Source organism: Ornithinimicrobium carbonis, assembly GCF_050703245.1.
In the GTDB taxonomy this organism is placed as follows: Bacteria; Actinomycetota; Actinomycetes; order Actinomycetales; family Dermatophilaceae; genus Ornithinicoccus.
Genome location: NZ_CP192647.1, coordinates 2,002,527 through 2,017,803, shown reverse-complemented (window position 1 = coordinate 2,017,803; position 15,277 = coordinate 2,002,527). Strand labels below are relative to the sequence as shown.

Annotated in this window: 13 protein-coding genes and 1 pseudogene; 13 read left to right on the top strand and 1 reads right to left on the bottom strand. The window is 71.5% G+C overall.

The features are described 5' to 3' along the window. Positions 1 to 56: 56 nt before the first annotated feature. From ACQ95T_RS10130 to ACQ95T_RS10100, 7 genes and pseudogenes are all read left to right on the top strand, one after another. Complete coding sequence (locus tag ACQ95T_RS10130) at positions 57 to 545, top strand: (2Fe-2S)-binding protein (protein WP_425942541.1); 489 nt, start codon at positions 57 to 59, stop codon at positions 543 to 545. Between the two features lie 47 nt (positions 546 to 592). Further along, positions 593 to 3,136, top strand: coding sequence for a xanthine dehydrogenase family protein molybdopterin-binding subunit (locus tag ACQ95T_RS10125; RefSeq protein WP_425942850.1), 2,544 nt, complete (start codon positions 593 to 595; stop codon positions 3,134 to 3,136). Next, the gene (locus ACQ95T_RS10120) at positions 3,133 to 3,987 is read left to right on the top strand and encodes an FAD binding domain-containing protein (protein ID WP_425942542.1); all 855 of its coding nucleotides are present in this window, start codon (positions 3,133 to 3,135) and stop codon (positions 3,985 to 3,987) included. Before ACQ95T_RS10125 ends, ACQ95T_RS10120 begins: the two co-directional genes overlap by 4 nt. Positions 3,988 to 3,996: 9 nt before the next feature. Further along, on the top strand, positions 3,997 to 4,437 hold the full coding sequence (locus ACQ95T_RS10115; protein ID WP_425942851.1) for an SRPBCC family protein: 441 nt from the start codon (positions 3,997 to 3,999) through the stop codon (positions 4,435 to 4,437). Between the two features lie 611 nt (positions 4,438 to 5,048). Further along, positions 5,049 to 8,177 (top strand): annotated as a pseudogene (locus tag ACQ95T_RS10110) (peroxidase family protein); the annotation flags it as partial. Between the two features lie 194 nt (positions 8,178 to 8,371). After that, entirely contained in the window at positions 8,372 to 9,928 is a 1,557-nt protein-coding gene (locus tag ACQ95T_RS10105; protein WP_431473816.1) for a calcium-binding protein, read from the top strand. Positions 9,929 to 10,030: 102 nt separating this feature from the next. Beyond that, positions 10,031 to 11,371, top strand: a complete 1,341-nt coding sequence (locus ACQ95T_RS10100) for a M20/M25/M40 family metallo-hydrolase (protein WP_425942544.1) — start codon at positions 10,031 to 10,033, stop codon at positions 11,369 to 11,371. A gap of 18 nt (positions 11,372 to 11,389) precedes the next feature. Here the strand turns inward: ACQ95T_RS10100 and ACQ95T_RS10095 are convergent, their stop codons facing one another. Then, complete coding sequence (locus tag ACQ95T_RS10095; RefSeq protein ID WP_425942545.1) at positions 11,390 to 11,590, bottom strand: DUF5703 family protein; 201 nt, start codon at positions 11,588 to 11,590, stop codon at positions 11,390 to 11,392. Between the two features lie 67 nt (positions 11,591 to 11,657). Between ACQ95T_RS10095 and ACQ95T_RS10090 the strand changes: the two genes are divergently transcribed. From ACQ95T_RS10090 to ACQ95T_RS10065, 6 genes are read left to right on the top strand one after another with little or no spacing between them, the layout of a single operon-like run. After that, a complete protein-coding gene (locus tag ACQ95T_RS10090) occupies positions 11,658 to 12,044 on the top strand; it encodes a hypothetical protein (protein WP_425942546.1) in 387 nt (128 codons plus the stop codon). Between the two features lie 3 nt (positions 12,045 to 12,047). Then, positions 12,048 to 12,332: an LLM class flavin-dependent oxidoreductase gene (locus ACQ95T_RS10085; RefSeq protein WP_431472883.1), complete on the top strand. Its 285-nt coding sequence runs from the start codon at positions 12,048 to 12,050 to the stop codon at positions 12,330 to 12,332. Then, on the top strand, positions 12,272 to 13,096 hold the full coding sequence (locus ACQ95T_RS10080; protein WP_431472882.1) for an LLM class flavin-dependent oxidoreductase: 825 nt from the start codon (positions 12,272 to 12,274) through the stop codon (positions 13,094 to 13,096). The genes ACQ95T_RS10085 and ACQ95T_RS10080 overlap by 61 nt, the downstream gene beginning before the upstream one ends. 1 nt (position 13,097) lies before the next feature. After that, the gene (locus tag ACQ95T_RS10075; RefSeq protein ID WP_425942548.1) at positions 13,098 to 13,826 is read left to right on the top strand and encodes an MSMEG_4193 family putative phosphomutase; all 729 of its coding nucleotides are present in this window, start codon (positions 13,098 to 13,100) and stop codon (positions 13,824 to 13,826) included. Positions 13,827 to 13,836: 10 nt separating this feature from the next. After that, positions 13,837 to 14,388 carry a DUF3090 family protein gene (locus ACQ95T_RS10070; RefSeq protein ID WP_425942549.1) on the top strand — a complete coding sequence of 184 codons (552 nt, stop codon included), beginning with the start codon at positions 13,837 to 13,839 and terminating at the stop codon, positions 14,386 to 14,388. Positions 14,389 to 14,402: 14 nt separating this feature from the next. Beyond that, entirely contained in the window at positions 14,403 to 15,245 is an 843-nt protein-coding gene (locus ACQ95T_RS10065) for an SCO1664 family protein (RefSeq protein ID WP_425942550.1), read from the top strand. The last annotated feature ends 32 nt before the right edge of the window (positions 15,246 to 15,277 follow it).

The following is a 15,277-nucleotide window of genomic DNA, read 5'->3' as shown; positions in this document are numbered from 1 at the left end:
GGCCAGGGCAGGATCACGGGGGACAACGAAGTCCGGTTCCCCAGCTTGGAGGACGCATGACCCAGATCTCCGTGACGGTCGACGGCGTGACCTACACCGACGAGGTGGAGCCACGAACGCTCCTGGTCCACTACCTACGAGAACAGCTCGGCAAGACCGGCACGGTGGTCGGCTGCGACACCAGCAGCTGCGGGGCCTGCACCGTGCACCTGGACGGCCGCAGCGTGAAGTCGTGCAACGTCCTCGCCGTCCAGGCGGACGGCCGCAGCGTGACCACCATCGAGGGTCTCGCCGACGGCCAGCAGCTCAGCCCCCTGCAGGAGGCGTTCCGCGACTGCCACGCCCTGCAGTGCGGCTTCTGCACCCCGGGGATGATCATGCAGGCCACCGACCTGCTGGCCGAGAACCCGGACCCCGACGAGGAGCACGTCCGCCAGCACATGGAGGGCAACCTGTGCCGGTGCACCGGCTACCACAACATCGTCAAGGCCGTCCTCCAGGCGGCCGGGGCCTCCTCGACCGTCGGCGGGGGTGAGCAGTCGTGAGCGTCAGCCCCGAGGGCGTCGCCGAGGTCGTGGACGAGCGGACCGACGTGGACAGCTCCGACGAGGTCAACGGCCTGGAGGTCGGCCGGGACCGACGCCGCAAGGAGGACCAGCGCCTCATCACCGGCCGGACGAGGTGGACCGACAACATGCAGCTCCAGGGCATGCTGCACCTGTCCATGGTGCGCAGCCCCTACGCCCATGCCCGCATCACCGCGGTCGACACCAGCGCGGCCCTGGCCTCGCCGAACGTCACGGCCGTCCTCACCGGCGAGGACGTCAAGGACCTGCAGGGATCCCTGCCGACCGCCTGGCCGATCACCGAGGACCAGAAGGCCCCGCCGCACCCGGCCATCGCCGTGGACCGGGTCGCCTTCTCGGGGGAGATCGTCGCCGTCGTCGTCGCCCGTTCGGCGGCCGCCGCACGCGACGCGGCCGAGCTCGTCGACGTGGACTACGAGGAGCTCCCGGCCACCCTCGACCTGCGGCGCTCCGCCGCCGACGAGGTCCTGGCCCATCCCGACCTGGGCACCAACCGGTCCGCGACCTGGACCTTCGACTCGGCGGAGGCCGGGACCGGCGAGGACGTCGAGGCCGCCATCCGCGACGCCGAGGTGCTCATCGAGCGGGAGTACCGCCAGCAGCGCCTCATCCCCTCCTTCATGGAGCCCCGCTCCGTGGTCGTCGACCCCACCGGCGAGCAGTTCGTCATGTGGTCCTCCACGCAGGTGCCGCACATCCTGCGCCTCATGCTCGCGCTCACCCTGGGCGTGTCCGAGTCGAAGATCCGGGTCATCGCCCCGGACGTCGGCGGCGGGTTCGGCGGCAAGCTGCAGGTCACGCCGGAGGAGATCATCACCTTCCTGGCGGCCCGGCACACGGGCAAGCCCTGCAAGTGGACCGAGACCCGCAGCGAGTCGTTGCTGTCGGGGCACCACGGCCGCGACCAGTGGCAGAAGCTCACCCTCGCGGCCCGCAAGGACGGCACCGTCACCGGGCTCAAGGTGGAGCTGCTCGCCGACATGGGCGCCTACCTGGGGCTGGTGACACCGGGCGTGCCGATCCTGGGTGCGTTCATGTTCAACGCCATCTACAAGTTCCCCGCCTACCACTTCACCTGCACCAACGTCTTCACCAACAAGACCTGGACGGACGCCTACCGGGGCGCCGGGCGGCCCGAGGCGACGTTCGCCATCGAACGCCTCATGGACGAGCTCGCCGCCGAGCTGGGACGCGACCCCCTGGAGGTGCGCGAGCAGAACTGGATCACCCACGAGGAGTTCCCGTTCACCTCGGTCTGCGGACTGGAGTACGACTCCGGCAACTACGAGGCCGCCACCGCGCGGGCCAAGGAGCTGTTCGGGTATGACGAGCTGCGGGCCGAGCAGGCCCGTCGCCGCGAGAGCGGGGACCGGGTGCAGCTGGGGATCGGCATCTCCACCTTCACCGAGATGTGCGGCCTGGCGCCCAGCAGGGTCCTGGGCTCGCTAAACTACGGCGCCGGCGGCTGGGAGCACGCCTCCGTGAGGATGCTCCCGAGCGGCAAGGTGGAGGTCATCACCGGCTCCTCCGCGCACGGTCAGGGGCACGAGACCGCGTGGAGCCAGATCGTCGCCGACCAGCTCGGAGTGCCGTTCGAAGACGTCGAGGTGCTGCACGGCGACACGCAGATCAGCCCCCGGGGCCTGGACACCTACGGGTCCAGGTCCCTGGTGGTCGGCGGCCAGGCCGTCATCCAAGCGGCCCAGAAGGTGGTCGAGAAGGCCAGGCCGCTGGCCGCGCACGTGCTGGAGGCGAACGTCGACGACCTGGAGTTCAGCACCGGCCGGTTCCGGGTGCGGGGCGCGGGCGACGACCAGGAGGGCGTGGCCCTCACCGACCTCGCGCTGAGGGTCTTCGCCGCCCACGACCTTCCCGACGGCATGGAGCCCAGCCTGGACGCCGACGCGACCTTCGACCCGGAGAACTTCTCCTTCCCGCACGGGACCCACCTGTGCGCGATGGAGGTGGACACCGAGACCGGGCAGAGCCGGATGCGCTCCTACGTCTCCGTGGACGACGTCGGCAACGTGGTGAACCCGCTCATCGTCGACGGCCAGATCCACGGTGGCCTCGTCCAGGGCATCGCGCAGGCACTCTGGGAGGAGGCGGTCTACGACGACCAGGGCACCCTGGTCTCCGGGTCGTTCGTGGACTACACCCTGCCCACCTCTGCGGACACGATCAGCTTCGTCACGGACCGGACCGTCTCGCCGTCGACCACCAACGACCTGGGCGCCAAGGGCGTGGGTGAGGCCGGCTGCATCGCCTCGACCCCGGCCGTGGTCAACGCCGTCGTGGACGCGGTCCGCCCGATGGGCATCGACGACATCACGATGCCCTGCACGCCCGAGCGGGTCTGGCGGGCCATACAGGACAGCAGGGAGGGGGGCGGCACCGCGACGCAGGACAGCGCCCAGCCCCACTTCGCGCAGGACGCCCCCAACCAGGACGATCCCGGACCGGGTGACCCGCCGGCCCAGGGGAGTCCGGGTGCGACGACCGGACCGACGGACGCGACCGCATACTCCCAGGAAGGTGGTCGGGCATGATCCCCGCACCGTTCGACTACGCCGTCCCCTCCACCGTCGAGGAGGCCCTGGCCCTGCTCGCCGAGCACGGTGACGAGGCCAAGGTCATGGCGGGCGGGCAGTCGCTGCTCCCCGTCCTGCGCATGCGGCTGAACGCCCCCGGGATGGTCGTGGACATCTCGCGGATCGAGGAGCTCAAGGGCATCACCGACCAGGGGGACGGCATCCGCATCGGGGCCGGTTCGACCTACCAGGACGTGCTCGACTCCGACCTGGTCACCGAGCACCTCGGGCTGCTGCGGGCAGCAGTCAAGGAGATCGCCGACCCCCAGATCCGGCACCGCGGCACGGTCTGCGGCGCGCTCGTGCACGCCGACCCGGCCGGCGACGTGGGCGCACCCGTCCTCGCGCTGGAGGGTCGGATGGTCATCCAGGGACCCGAGGGGGAGCGTGAGGTCCCGGCCTCGGAGTTCTTCCTCGACCTCTTCGAGACCGCCGTCGGGGAGGGGGAGCTGCTGACCGCGGTCGTCCTGCCCAAGCACACCGGGTGGGGCAGCCACTACGAGAAGTTCGTCCGCGTCTCCCACCAGTGGGCGATCATCGGCGTGGCCGCGACCGTGCGGGCCGAGGGCGGAACCATCGCCGAGGCACGGGTCGGGCTGACCAACATGGGCGCCACGCCGCTGCGGGCCACCGACGTCGAGCAGGCCCTCGTGGGGCTGCCGGCGACGGAGGAGGCCGTGGCGCAGATCTGCGCCCGGGCCGGGGAGGGCACCGACCCACCCTCGGACCTCAACGGTCAGGCCGACTACCGGCGCCACCTGGCCGGGGTGCTGACCCGACGCGCGGTCCTGTCTGCGGCAGGGGGCTGACCCGTGGCGATGGAGCTGGAGCACTCGTTCACGGTCCCGGCGGCCCCGGAGCGCACCTGGGAGCTGATGACCGACCTGGACACGGTGGGCGGTTGCTTCCCCGGTGCGACCGTCACCGAGTCCGACGAGGAGACCTTCGCCGGCACGGTCAAGGTCAAGCTGGGGCCGATCGCGGTGACCTACCAGGGCACCGGACGGTTCGTCGAGCGGGACGACGAGGCCCACCGGGCGGTCATCGAGGGCACCGGGAAGGGGATGCGGGGCCTGGGCAACGCCGGGGCCACCGTGACCATGCAGCTGGCACCCGACGGCGGGGGTACCCGCGTGGACGTGGGCACCGTGCTGCACATCACCGGCAAGCCGGCGCAGTTCGGCCGCGGGGTGATGCAGTCGGTGTCGGACAAGCTGCTCGGCCAGTTCGTGGCCTGCGTGGAGTCCAAGCTGGGGTGACAGACAGGTGCGGTCGACCGGGATCCGGTGGGCCGCGGTGCACGGACGTCGGGCCGGTCCTTCGGGGCCGGTCCGACGTGCGTCCCCCGGCCGCTTCCGGGGGAGTGGACGAGTAGTCCCAAGATTTGGTAAAGATTTGGTAACGATGGGGTTTAGAGGACATATAGCATTCCCCAGGGCCTTGTGGCAAATCTCACAGAGGACGAGGATCAGCCTCGCAGACCTAACTGCGCCACAGCTGGACTTGACTCGAGGGGAATCGTGTCGTGGGATCTCACATCTTGCTAGGTAGTGTCGCCCTGCTCCTGACGGCAGGAGGTCTGGCGCTCCTGGCCCATCTGCTGAGATCGCGCTGGCGAGCGGCCGTCGGCTTCCTCAGCGCCTCGACGCTCGTGGTCGCCCCGCTGGCCCTGACCTCGCTCGTCGCTCCCTCTGCCGCGGTCACCGAGACCGAACCGACCTTCCGCCTCATCGGCAGCGACCTGGACTTCATCCTCGACCAGATCCAGATCTCCGAGGCCCATGCCCATGCCCTCAACACCCAGGACGAGACCTACTCGCTCGTCTGCCCGACCACCGACGACACGAGCGGCAAGTGCGTCCGTGACCCGATGCTCCCGCACGGTCTGCGCACCGTGGACGGGTCCTTCAACAACCTGATCCAAGGACAGACCGAGTTCGGGTCCTCCAACCGGTTGATGCCGCGACTGCTGCCCATCCAGTGGCGCGACGGGGACCCCACCTCGCCCGGCTCGCCGCTGCCCGACGGCGACCGGTCCATGTGCGAGGTCGGCAGCTCCTGCTACGCGCAGTACGACGGCACCGTCTACGACTCGGACCCGCGCGTGATCAGCAACCTCATCGTCGACTCCTCGACCGCCAACCCGGCGGCGGTGGACGCGGCCGCCGACAACCCCGGTTCGACGACAGACCCGCTGACGGGTGAGGTGTTCGTGCCCAACCTCATGCCCGACGAGGGCCTGTCGGCACCCGTGAACCTCTGGTTCGTCCTCTTCGGCCAGTTCTTCGACCACGGCCTCGACCTCGTCAACAAGGGCGGCAGCGGAACCATCGTGGTCCCGCTGAACCCCGACGACCCGTTGTACGACGTCACGCCGCCCAGCCGGCGCTTCATGGCGATCGACCGCGCCACCAACCAGCCCGGTGACGACGGGGTGCTCGGCACCCCCGACGACGTGCGCGAGCACCAGAACCGCACCACGCCGTTCGTCGACCAGAACCAGACCTACACCTCGCACCCGGCCCACCAGGTGTTCCTGCGTGAGTACACCCTGGGCGCCAACGGTCCGCAGGCCACCGGCCACCTGCTGGACGCGCCCACCGGCGGGCTGGCGACGTGGAACGACGTCAAGGCCCAGGCCGCCTCGGTCCTGGGCATCGCGCTCACGGACGCCGACGTGCTCGCCGTGCCGAACGTCGTCGTGGACCTCTACGGCAACTTCGTGCCCGGACCGCTGCGCGGCGCGCCCCAGCTGTTCACGTCGGCCGGTGTCGTCGAGGGCAACCCGGCAGCGCCGATCTCGACGAGTGCCGCCCAGCGGCTCGACCAGTCGTTCCTGGACGACATCGCCCACGGCGCCGTCCCGACCGCGGACCTCAGCGGCTACGACAACGTGGCGCTCGGCCAGCACTTCATCACCGGTGACGGCCGCGGCAACGAGAACATCGGCCTGACCGCGGTCCACCACGTGTTCCACTCCGAGCACAACAGGCTCGTGGAGCACATCAAGGCCGTCCTGGCCGAACCGGGCAACCAGAGCCTCCTCGCGGCCTACCAGGACCAGAGCGAGGCCGACGACTGGAGCTACAACGAGCGGCTCTTCCAGGCGGCCCGTTTCGCGAACGAGATGCAGTACCAGCACCTCGTGTTCGAGGAGTTCGCCCGGACCATCCAGCCGGCCATCGACGTCATCACCTTCAACGAGAACAGCTACGACGAGACGATCGACCCTTCCATCCGCGCCGAGTTCGCGCACGTGGTCTACCGGTTCGGGCACTCGATGCTCACCGAAGACCTGGGTCGTGAGGGTTTCGGCACCGAGCCGACCTCCTTGCTGGACGGCTTCCTCAACCCGGTGGCCTTCCACTGCCGCGTCCAGCCGACGATGCCGGGCAACACCTGCGCGCCGGCCGACCGGCTCACCTCGGACCAGGCGGCCGGGGCGCTGGTCAACGGCACCACCAACCAGCCGGCCAGCCAGACCGACGAGCTGGTGACCAGCACGCTGCGCAACAGCCTGCTGGGTCTGCCCCTCGACCTCGCCACGATCAACCTGATGCGTGGACGGGACGCCGGGGTGCCGCCGCTGCAGGAAGCGCGTCGGACCTTCTTCGAGGAGTCCGGCAACCCCAACCTGCGGCCGTACACGAGCTGGGAGGACTTCGGCCTCTCGCTGCGCAACGGCAACAACTTCGGGCGCGGTGACAGCCAGTCCTCGCTGATCAACTTCGTGGCAGCCTACGGCACCCACCCGACCATCACCGAGCAGACCACCGTGGCCGGAAAGCGAGCCGCCGCCACGGCGTTGGTCAGCGGCGCCGGCGTGACCAGCGACGTGGAGCGGGTGGCCGGGGCCAACCGGTACGAGACGGCTGCCGCACTGAGCGCGGCCAACTTCGCCCCGCAGGTGCCGGTGGTGTTCATCGCCAACGGCACCACCTTCCCCGACGCGCTGGCCGGTGGACCGGCCGGGGCGGTCGAGGGCGGACCCATGCTGCTGGCCCAGCAGAACAGCATCCCGTCGGCGACCGCCAACGAGCTGGCCCGGCTGGCTCCGTCGGAGATCGTCATCCTGGGTGGTGACCTCGCCATCAGCCCGCAGGTGGCGACCGCCCTGGAGACCTATGCCGGTTCCGGTGGCGTGACCCGGCTGTCGGGTCCGAACCGCTACGCGACCGCCGCGGCAGTGGCCCAGCGGGCCTTCCCCGCCGGCGCCGACACCGTCTACGTGGCCAACGGGAACGCGTTCCCGGACGCTCTGTCCGGCGGTACGGCGGCGGCGGCCAAGGGTGCCCCTCTGCTCCTGGTCTCACCCACCGGGGTGCCCTCGCACACCGCGGCCGCGCTCACGACCATGGCTCCCCAGCGGATCGTCGTGCTCGGTGGTGAGCTCGCGGTCAGCGCGGACACGTTCGCGGCGCTCGGCAGCTACGGCGCGACAACCGTCGAGCGGATCGGCGGTGCCAACCGCTACGAGACGTCAGCGGCCATCAGCAGCTCCGAGTTCGCGTCGGCACCTGCGGGCGGGACCGTCTACCTGGCGACCGGGCTCAACTTCCCGGACGCCCTGACCGCTGCCCCCGTGGCCGGACTGCAGCAGGCTCCGCTCCTGCTGGTTCCCGGGCTGGGCAGCACCGTCCCGGCGGCGGTGCAGGCCGAGCTCCTGCGCCTGCAGCCGAGCCGCATCGTCGTCCTCGGCGGGGAGGCTGTGGTCAGCGCCGGCTTCGTCACCGCGGTGGAGGCGCTCTTCCCGGGTGCCGACCCGCCGGCCGACCGGCTGGAGTTCCTGCAGAGCACCGGCGCCTACGCCAACGTGGGCGGGCAGACCGTCACCGGCCTGGAGGAGGTCGACTTCTGGGTCGGCGGACTCGCCGAGGCCCTCGACCCGTTCGGCGGCATGCTCGGCGCGACGTTCAACTACGTCTTCGAGAAGCAGCTGGAGGACCTGCAGTTCGGCGACCGGTTCTACTACCTGTTCCGCAACCAGGGCAACCAGCTGTTCGCCGCCCTGGAGGCCAACTCGTTCTCCTCGCTGATCCAGCGCAACACGGAGGCGTCCTTGCTGCCGGCCAGCATCTTCAACGTCCACGAGCCGTACTTCGACCTCGAGAACCTGCCCGACCCGCTTCCGGCCGGTCTGCTCAACTCAACGTCGGCGGACAGTGGCGCTGGGACGGTGACGAGCACGTCGAGATCCACGGCAACCGCACCTCGGCCGACAACATCCGTGGCGGTCAGGGCGACGACGCGCTCTGGGGCTACGGTGGCGACGACCGGATCGAGGGTGGCTCCGGCAACGACTCCATCCTGGGTGGTCCCGGGGACGACATCCTCACCGACACCTTCGGCGACGACAACATCAAGGGCGGTGACGGCGACGACGCGATCGACGGCGGGCCCGGCATCGACCTGCTGCTCGCCGGAGCCGGTGACGACTTCGTCAGCAAGCCGTCGGACAACTCCGACGGGGCCACGGGCTTCCTGGGCACCGGGAACGACATCTTCCTCGGCGGCACCGGTCGGGACACCCCGATCGCCAACGAGGGGGACGACTGGCTGGAGGGTGGGCCGCACTCCGACCTGCTCATCGGCGACAACTCCCAGCAGTTCCAGGACGACCGCATCGGCGGGGACGACGTCCTCATCGGCGGCACCGGTTCGGACGACATGGACGCCGAGGGTGGTGACGACGTCCTGGTCGGAGGCCTGGGTGGCACCGACCGGTTCCACGGGATGTTCGGCTTCGACCACGTCACCTTCTACGGCACCAGCACCGGCGTCGACGCGGACATGAACTTCAACCTGCAGCCCCCGGACGTCACCGCCATCCGGGACCGCTACCTGCAGACGGAGTCACTGTCCGGCGGCAGCGGGAACGACGTCATCCGCGGCCTGGGCTTCACCCCGGACGAGCAGACCTTTGAGGAGGTCAACTGGTTGACCGAGGAGGGTCTGGACCTGGTCGCCGGTCTGCGCGACCTGCTGCAGCCCGGCGGGCCGACCGGACCGGACCACGCGGCCCGCTTCATGGGCCTGCGTCCCGACGGCGAGCAGTACGACGCCAGCCTCCTGCTGGGAGGCAGCGGCAGCGACCTGTTCGAGGGCCGGGCCGGTGATGACTTCATCGACGGTGACGCCTACGTCCGGGTGCAGCTCGTGCACGTGCCGTCGGGCGAGAGGTTCGACTCGGCGGCCCAGTTCCGGGCGCGGATCTTCGACGGCACCTTCCACCCCGGCGACTTCGACATCGTGCGCGAGATCGTCGTGGACCCCGGTGCCGACCAGGCCGTGGACACGGCGGAGTACCTGTCCACGCAGGCCGCCGCCACCATCGCCGACCTCGGCGACGGCTACTACAGCGTGACCACGCTGGAGGAGGGTGAGGACGTCCTGCACGACGTCGAGGAGGTCCAGTTCTCCGACGCGTGCGTGGTCCTGGCGACCGGCGCGGCCTGCGACGTGGTCGCAGCCACGGTGGAGGTCGCCACCGCCGGCGGCGAGGTCCAGGCGGACCTCGACCTGGCCGACGGTGAGGCCGCCCCGAGCGACGTGCGGTTCACGCTGCAGGAGCTCAACGCCGAGGGCAGCTGGGTCCCGGTGTCCGACCAGGCCGAGACGGGCAGCGACGCGGTCCAGGACTCGCTGCCGGTGCCGGACGAGGCGACCTCCGAGCTGAGGGTGGTCGCGACCTTCACCGACAGCGACGGTCAGCTCCGCAGCACCACCTCGGAGGTGTTGCCGGCCGGGTGACGATGCGGTGAAGGGCCCGTCCTTCACGGAGGACGGGCCCTTCGCCGTGTCCCCGCGCGGGCGGGCCCCGGTGGAAGTCCTCCGCCCCCTAGGGTGGAGTGCATGAGCGACGAGGGCACCATCACGACCACCACCGTCGAGGACGAGGCGGTGCGGATCTGCCGCGAGCTGATCCGGATCGACACGAGCAACTTCGGCGACGGCAGCGGCCCGGGGGAGCGCGCAGCGGCGGAGTACGTCGTGGGCCTGCTCCAGGAGGTCGGGCTCGAGCCGCAGCTGGTCGAGTCCGACCCCGGCCGGGCCAGCGTCGTGGTGCGGACCGAGGGGCGCGACAGCAGCCGCGGCGGCCTGGTCCTGCACGGACACCTCGACGTCGTCCCGGCCGAGGCCAAGGACTGGTCGGTCGACCCGTTCGAGGCCGTCGAGCAGGACGGGATGATCTGGGGCCGCGGGGCCGTGGACATGAAGGACATGGACGCGATGCTGCTGGCCACCCTGCGGCAGCTGGCCCGCACCGGGGAGAAGCCGCCACGCGACATCGTCTGGGCCTTCTTCGCCGACGAGGAGCACGGCGGCGACAAGGGCGCCGGGTATGTCGTGGAGCAGCACCCCGAGTGGTTCGAGGGCTGCACCGAGGCCATCAGCGAGGTCGGTGGGTTCTCGGTGACCCTGCCCGACGCCGCGACCGGCGCCCCGACCCGGGCCTACCTGCTCCAGACCGCGGAGAAGGGCATCGCCTGGCTCCGCCTGCACGCCCACGGCAAGGCCGGGCACGGCTCGGTGCCCAGCGACGAGAACGCCATCGTGCGCCTGGCCGAGGCCATCGCCCGGATCGACGCCCACCCCTGGCCGCGCACCTTCATCGCCTCGGTGCGGGAGCTCTTCGACGGGGTGGCCGGCATCGTCGGCGGGACGTGGTCGGAGGAGGGCGTCGAGGACGTCCTCCAGCGACTCGGCGGTGCCCGCCGGTTCGTGGAGGGAACGCTGCGGGACACCGCCAACTTCTCGATGCTCTCGTCCGGCTACAAGCACAACGTCATCCCCCAGACCGCCTCCGCCTCGCTCGACTGCCGCTTCCTCCCCGGTCACGAGGATGAGCTGATGGCGACGATCGCCGAGCTGGCCGGCGAGCACGTCGAGATCGAGATCGTGCACCGGGACGTGGCCCTGGAGGCACCGTCGTCCGGCGAGCTGGTCGAGTCGATGAAGCGGGCGCTGCTGAAAGAGGATCCCGGCGCGCACGTGCTGCCCTACTGCCTCTCCGGCGGCACCGACAACAAGCACCTGTCACGGCTGGGGATCACCGGTTACGGGTTCGCGCCGCTGCGTCTGCCCGAGGAGCTCGACTTCGTCGGCATGTTCCACGGGGTCGACGAGCGGGTGCCCACGGACGCGATCCGATTCGGCACCCGGGTGCTGGGCCAGCTGGTGGCCGACTGCTGAGCCGGCGCGGCGCCGCCCTCAGGCGGTGCGCCGCACCCGGATGATCTTGCGGCGCAGGACGACCTTGCGCACCCCGCCGCGGAACAGCCGCACCCGCACCAGCTCCCAGTGCCCGTACTCCGCGTGCTCGGCGAGCGTCTGCCGCACCGCCGGGCGGGAGCTGTCCCGGGAAAACGTCAGCTCACGGAACTCGTACTCGACCATGGTGAGCGACAGCATAGGCACCGCCCCGGTCGTCCCGCGCCCGCACCTGCCGTGACCGCGGGTTTCGCGCTACCGTCGTCCCATGACCGCCGACCCGCGCGCAGCCCTCTCGTCCTTCGTCGCCGCCCTCGAGACGCACCTGGAGACCGCCGCGGTGAGCCGGGGTGACGACGACCCCGCCGTCGTGGAGGCCTACGAACGGGTCGCCGAGGCGTTCGCCGCCTACGACGACGCCCTCATGGACGCCTACGGCGAGGTCACCCCGCTGGAGGTCTACGACGAGGAGCTCGTCGACGACGACGACGACGACGACGACGACGACGATGACGACGATGACGACGACGGTGATGACGAGGACGAGGACGACGACGACTCCGACGGCGACCTTGACGACGAGGAGCAGGCCGGCGAGCCCTACCTCGGGCTGGACGACGAGGAGTACGACGTCGACCCGTCGCCCCGGGGCTGAGCGGTGCGGCTCGGGCTGAGCTGCGGGTTCTGGGGGCAGGGCCGGGACGAGGAGAACCTGGCCCTCGTCCGACGGGCCGACGAGCTCGGCGTGGACGTCTTCTGGGCGGCCGAGGCCTACGGCCCGGACGTCGTCAGCGTGCTCGCCTGGGTCGGGGCGACCACCGAGAACATCGGCCTGGGGGCCGGCGTCATGCAGATCCCCGCCGCACCCCGGCGGCGACGGCGATGGCGGCGGCCAGCCTGGACAGCCTGTCCGGCGGCCGGTTCCGGCTCGGCCTCGGTGTGAGCGGACCCCAGGTCTCGGAGGGCTGGCACGGGGTGCGCTTCGACGCACCCCTGGCGCGGACCAGGGAGTATGCCGACGTCGTGCGGCTCGCGCTGTCGCGCCGCCCCCTCGTCTACGAGGGGAGTCACCTCACCCTCCCGCTGCCGGACGGTCCCGGCAAGCCGCTGCGCCTGACGCACACCCACCGGCGCGCGATCCCGCTCTACCTGGCGGCCGTGGGTCCCAGGAACACGGAGCTGGCCGGCGAGATCGCCGACGGCTGGTTGGGGGTCTTCGTCTCGCCGGAGCACTTCGTGGAGCAGCGGGCCCACCTGGACACCGGCATGGCCCGACGACCGCAGGGGCCGCCCGCAGCCTTCGACACCAGCGCGACCGTCGCCCTGGCCACCGGGGACGACCTGGAGGAGTGCGCCCGCACGGTCAGCCCCTACCCGGCGCTGTACGTCGGGGGCATGGGCAGCCGGAAGCAGAACTTCTACCACCAGCTGGCGGGCCGGATGGGGTATGCGAAGGAGGCCGACCGGGTGCAGGAGCTCTACCTGGAGCGGCGGTGGGCCGAGGCGGCCGCGGCGCTGCCACCCCAGTTCGTCGACGACACCTCCCTGCTCGGCGACGTCGACCGCATCACCGAGCGGATGCGGCGCTACGCCGACGCGGGCATCACCACCCTCACCGTGGCCCCCTGGGGCAAGGACCCGGCCGCCCGTCGGGACGCCCTGGAGGTGGCCGTCGCGGCGCACGCCCGTCTCGGACGGGGGCGCTGACGTGGCCCTCTGTCTGCTGGTCCGGCACGGTCGGACGGGGTCCAACGCCACCGGTGTCCTCGCCGGGTGGACCAGGGGGCTCGGACTGGACAGCACCGGCCGCGACCAGGCGGGGACCGTGGCGGCCCGGCTGTCAGCCACCGGGGTCGTCGCCGTCGTGGCCAGCCCGCTGCAGCGGTGCCAGGAGACCGCCCAGGTGCTCGCGGACGGCGTCCCTCCCGGCGCCCGACCCGTGGTGCACACGGACGAGCGGCTGGGCGAGGCCCGCTACGGCGCCTGGACGGGTCGGTCCTTGAAGGACCTGGCCGAGGACCCGCTGTGGCGGCAGGTGCAGGACCGACCGTCCACGGTGACCTTTCCGCCGCACCCGGAGCACGAGCACGAGTCCATGGCCGGGATGCAGGAGCGGGCCGTGGCCGCCGTCCTGGAGTGGGACGCACGGGTGGAGTCCGAGCACGGCCCCGGTGCCGTGTGGGTGGCGGTGAGCCACGGCGACGTCATCAAGGCCGTGCTCGCCGACGCCCTGGCGACCCCTCTGGACGCGTTCCAGCGCATCGTCGTCGACCCGGCGTCGGTGAGCATCGTGCACCGGACCCCGACGCGCCCGTTCGTGCTGCGCACCAACGACACCGGTTCGGACCCCGTCGACCTGTCCGCGCTCCGTGCCGCGCTGGCGGAGCGGGGCTCCTCCGGTGACGCCGCGGTGGGTGGCGGGGCAGGGGCGACGTAGGGTTGTGACCATGCCCGAACACGTCTACGACCCGCCCGAGCGGTTCGTCGCCGGAAGCGTCGGCCCTCCGGGGCAGCGGACGTTCTTCCTGCAGGCGGGCGACGGCGACCGGCGGACCACGGTGTCCCTGGAGAAGGAGCAGGTCCGGCTGCTCGGCGTCTCCCTGGGCGAGCTGCTCGACGAGGTGGCCCCGGGGGAGGGGTCGGAGGAGGCGGCGGAGCCGTTCCTCGACCACGCCCCGCTGGACGGTCCCTTCGACGACGACTTCCGGGTGCAGCGTCTGTCGGTCGCCTGGGACGCCGGCCAGGAGCGGGTGGTGCTGGAGGCGTTCGACCGGCCGGAGGCCGAGGACCTGCTCGAGCTGGACCCCACCGAGGACTATCCGTGGACCGGCCGGGTGCCGCAGTCCCTGCGGGTGGTCCTGCCGCCCGCCCGGGCCCGCGCGTTCGCGCTGGGATGCACCGCCTCCCTCGCCGGAGGGCGGCCCTCGTGCCCGTTCTGCGGGCAGCCGTTGGATCCCGGTGGGCACATCTGCCCGCGGGCCAACGGCTACAAGCGCTGACCCGGACCGCCAGGATGGTCGCCGACGTCGGGCCCGGGCAGCGGGACCTCCAGGATCGACAGGACCTGGATCTGCTGTCGCGCAGCCGGATCGAGGTCGTCGGACGGCTCGTGGAGGCCTCCAACGTGACCCTGCTCGTGGACCTCCTCGAGGACGACGGCCGGCCCACCGGCCGCCAGGCGGTCTACAAGCCCGACCGGGGGGCGCGGCCGCTGGCCGACTTCGACCCGGCGACGCTCTCGCGGCGGGAGGTGGCGGCATACCTGGTGTCCCGCGCGGCGGGGTGGGACCTGGTCCCGCCCACCCTCCTGCGGGACGGGCCACTGGGCCCCGGGTCGGTGCAGGCCTGGGTCGAGCAGGACGAGGGGCGGCGGGCCGATCCCAGCGCGGGACTGGTGGAGGTCCTCGCCGCCGACGTCGAGGACCCCGCCTGGTTGCCGGTCGTGCAGGGTGAGGACCAGACCGGCCGGGCGGTCGTCGTCGCGCACGCCGACCGGGAGGACCTGCGCGCGGTGGCGGTGCTCGACGTGGTCCTCAACAACGCCGACCGCAAGGCCGCCCACCTGACCGTGGACGTCCACGGCCGTCTGCGGGGCTTCGACCACGGCCTGACGCTGCACGCCGACGACAAGCTGCGCACGGTGCTGTGGGGATGGGCCGGCCGGCCGCTCACCGGGACCGAGCGGGCCGACCTGCGGCGTCTCCGCGCGGCCCTCGACGTGGGGTGCGGGGTCGAGGACCTGCTCGCCGAGGAAGAGGTGCTCGCGCTGCGGGCGAGGGTCGACGCCGTGCTGACCTCCGGGCACCTGCCGCTGCCGCCCGTGACCCGCTACCCGCTCCCGTGGCCGCTCTGGTGAGCCCTCGCGGCACCGGTCGTGCGTCGGGGTGG

Bases quoted from the DNA above. Each gene is read 5' to 3' on its own strand.
- ACQ95T_RS10130 (WP_425942541.1), top strand. From the start codon at position 57: ATGACCCAGATCTCCGTGACGGTCGACGGCGTGACCTACACCGACGAG.
- ACQ95T_RS10120 (WP_425942542.1), top strand. From the start codon at position 3,133: ATGATCCCCGCACCGTTCGACTACGCCGTCCCCTCCACCGTCGAGGAG.
- ACQ95T_RS10115 (WP_425942851.1), top strand. From the start codon at position 3,997: ATGGAGCTGGAGCACTCGTTCACGGTCCCGGCGGCCCCGGAGCGCACC.
- ACQ95T_RS10100 (WP_425942544.1), top strand. From the start codon at position 10,031: ATGAGCGACGAGGGCACCATCACGACCACCACCGTCGAGGACGAGGCG.
- ACQ95T_RS10095 (WP_425942545.1), bottom strand. From the start codon at position 11,590: ATGCTGTCGCTCACCATGGTCGAGTACGAGTTCCGTGAGCTGACGTTT.
- ACQ95T_RS10090 (WP_425942546.1), top strand. From the start codon at position 11,658: ATGACCGCCGACCCGCGCGCAGCCCTCTCGTCCTTCGTCGCCGCCCTC.
- ACQ95T_RS10080 (WP_431472882.1), top strand. From the start codon at position 12,272: ATGGCGGCGGCCAGCCTGGACAGCCTGTCCGGCGGCCGGTTCCGGCTC.
- ACQ95T_RS10070 (WP_425942549.1), top strand. From the start codon at position 13,837: ATGCCCGAACACGTCTACGACCCGCCCGAGCGGTTCGTCGCCGGAAGC.
- ACQ95T_RS10065 (WP_425942550.1), top strand. From the start codon at position 14,403: ATGGTCGCCGACGTCGGGCCCGGGCAGCGGGACCTCCAGGATCGACAG.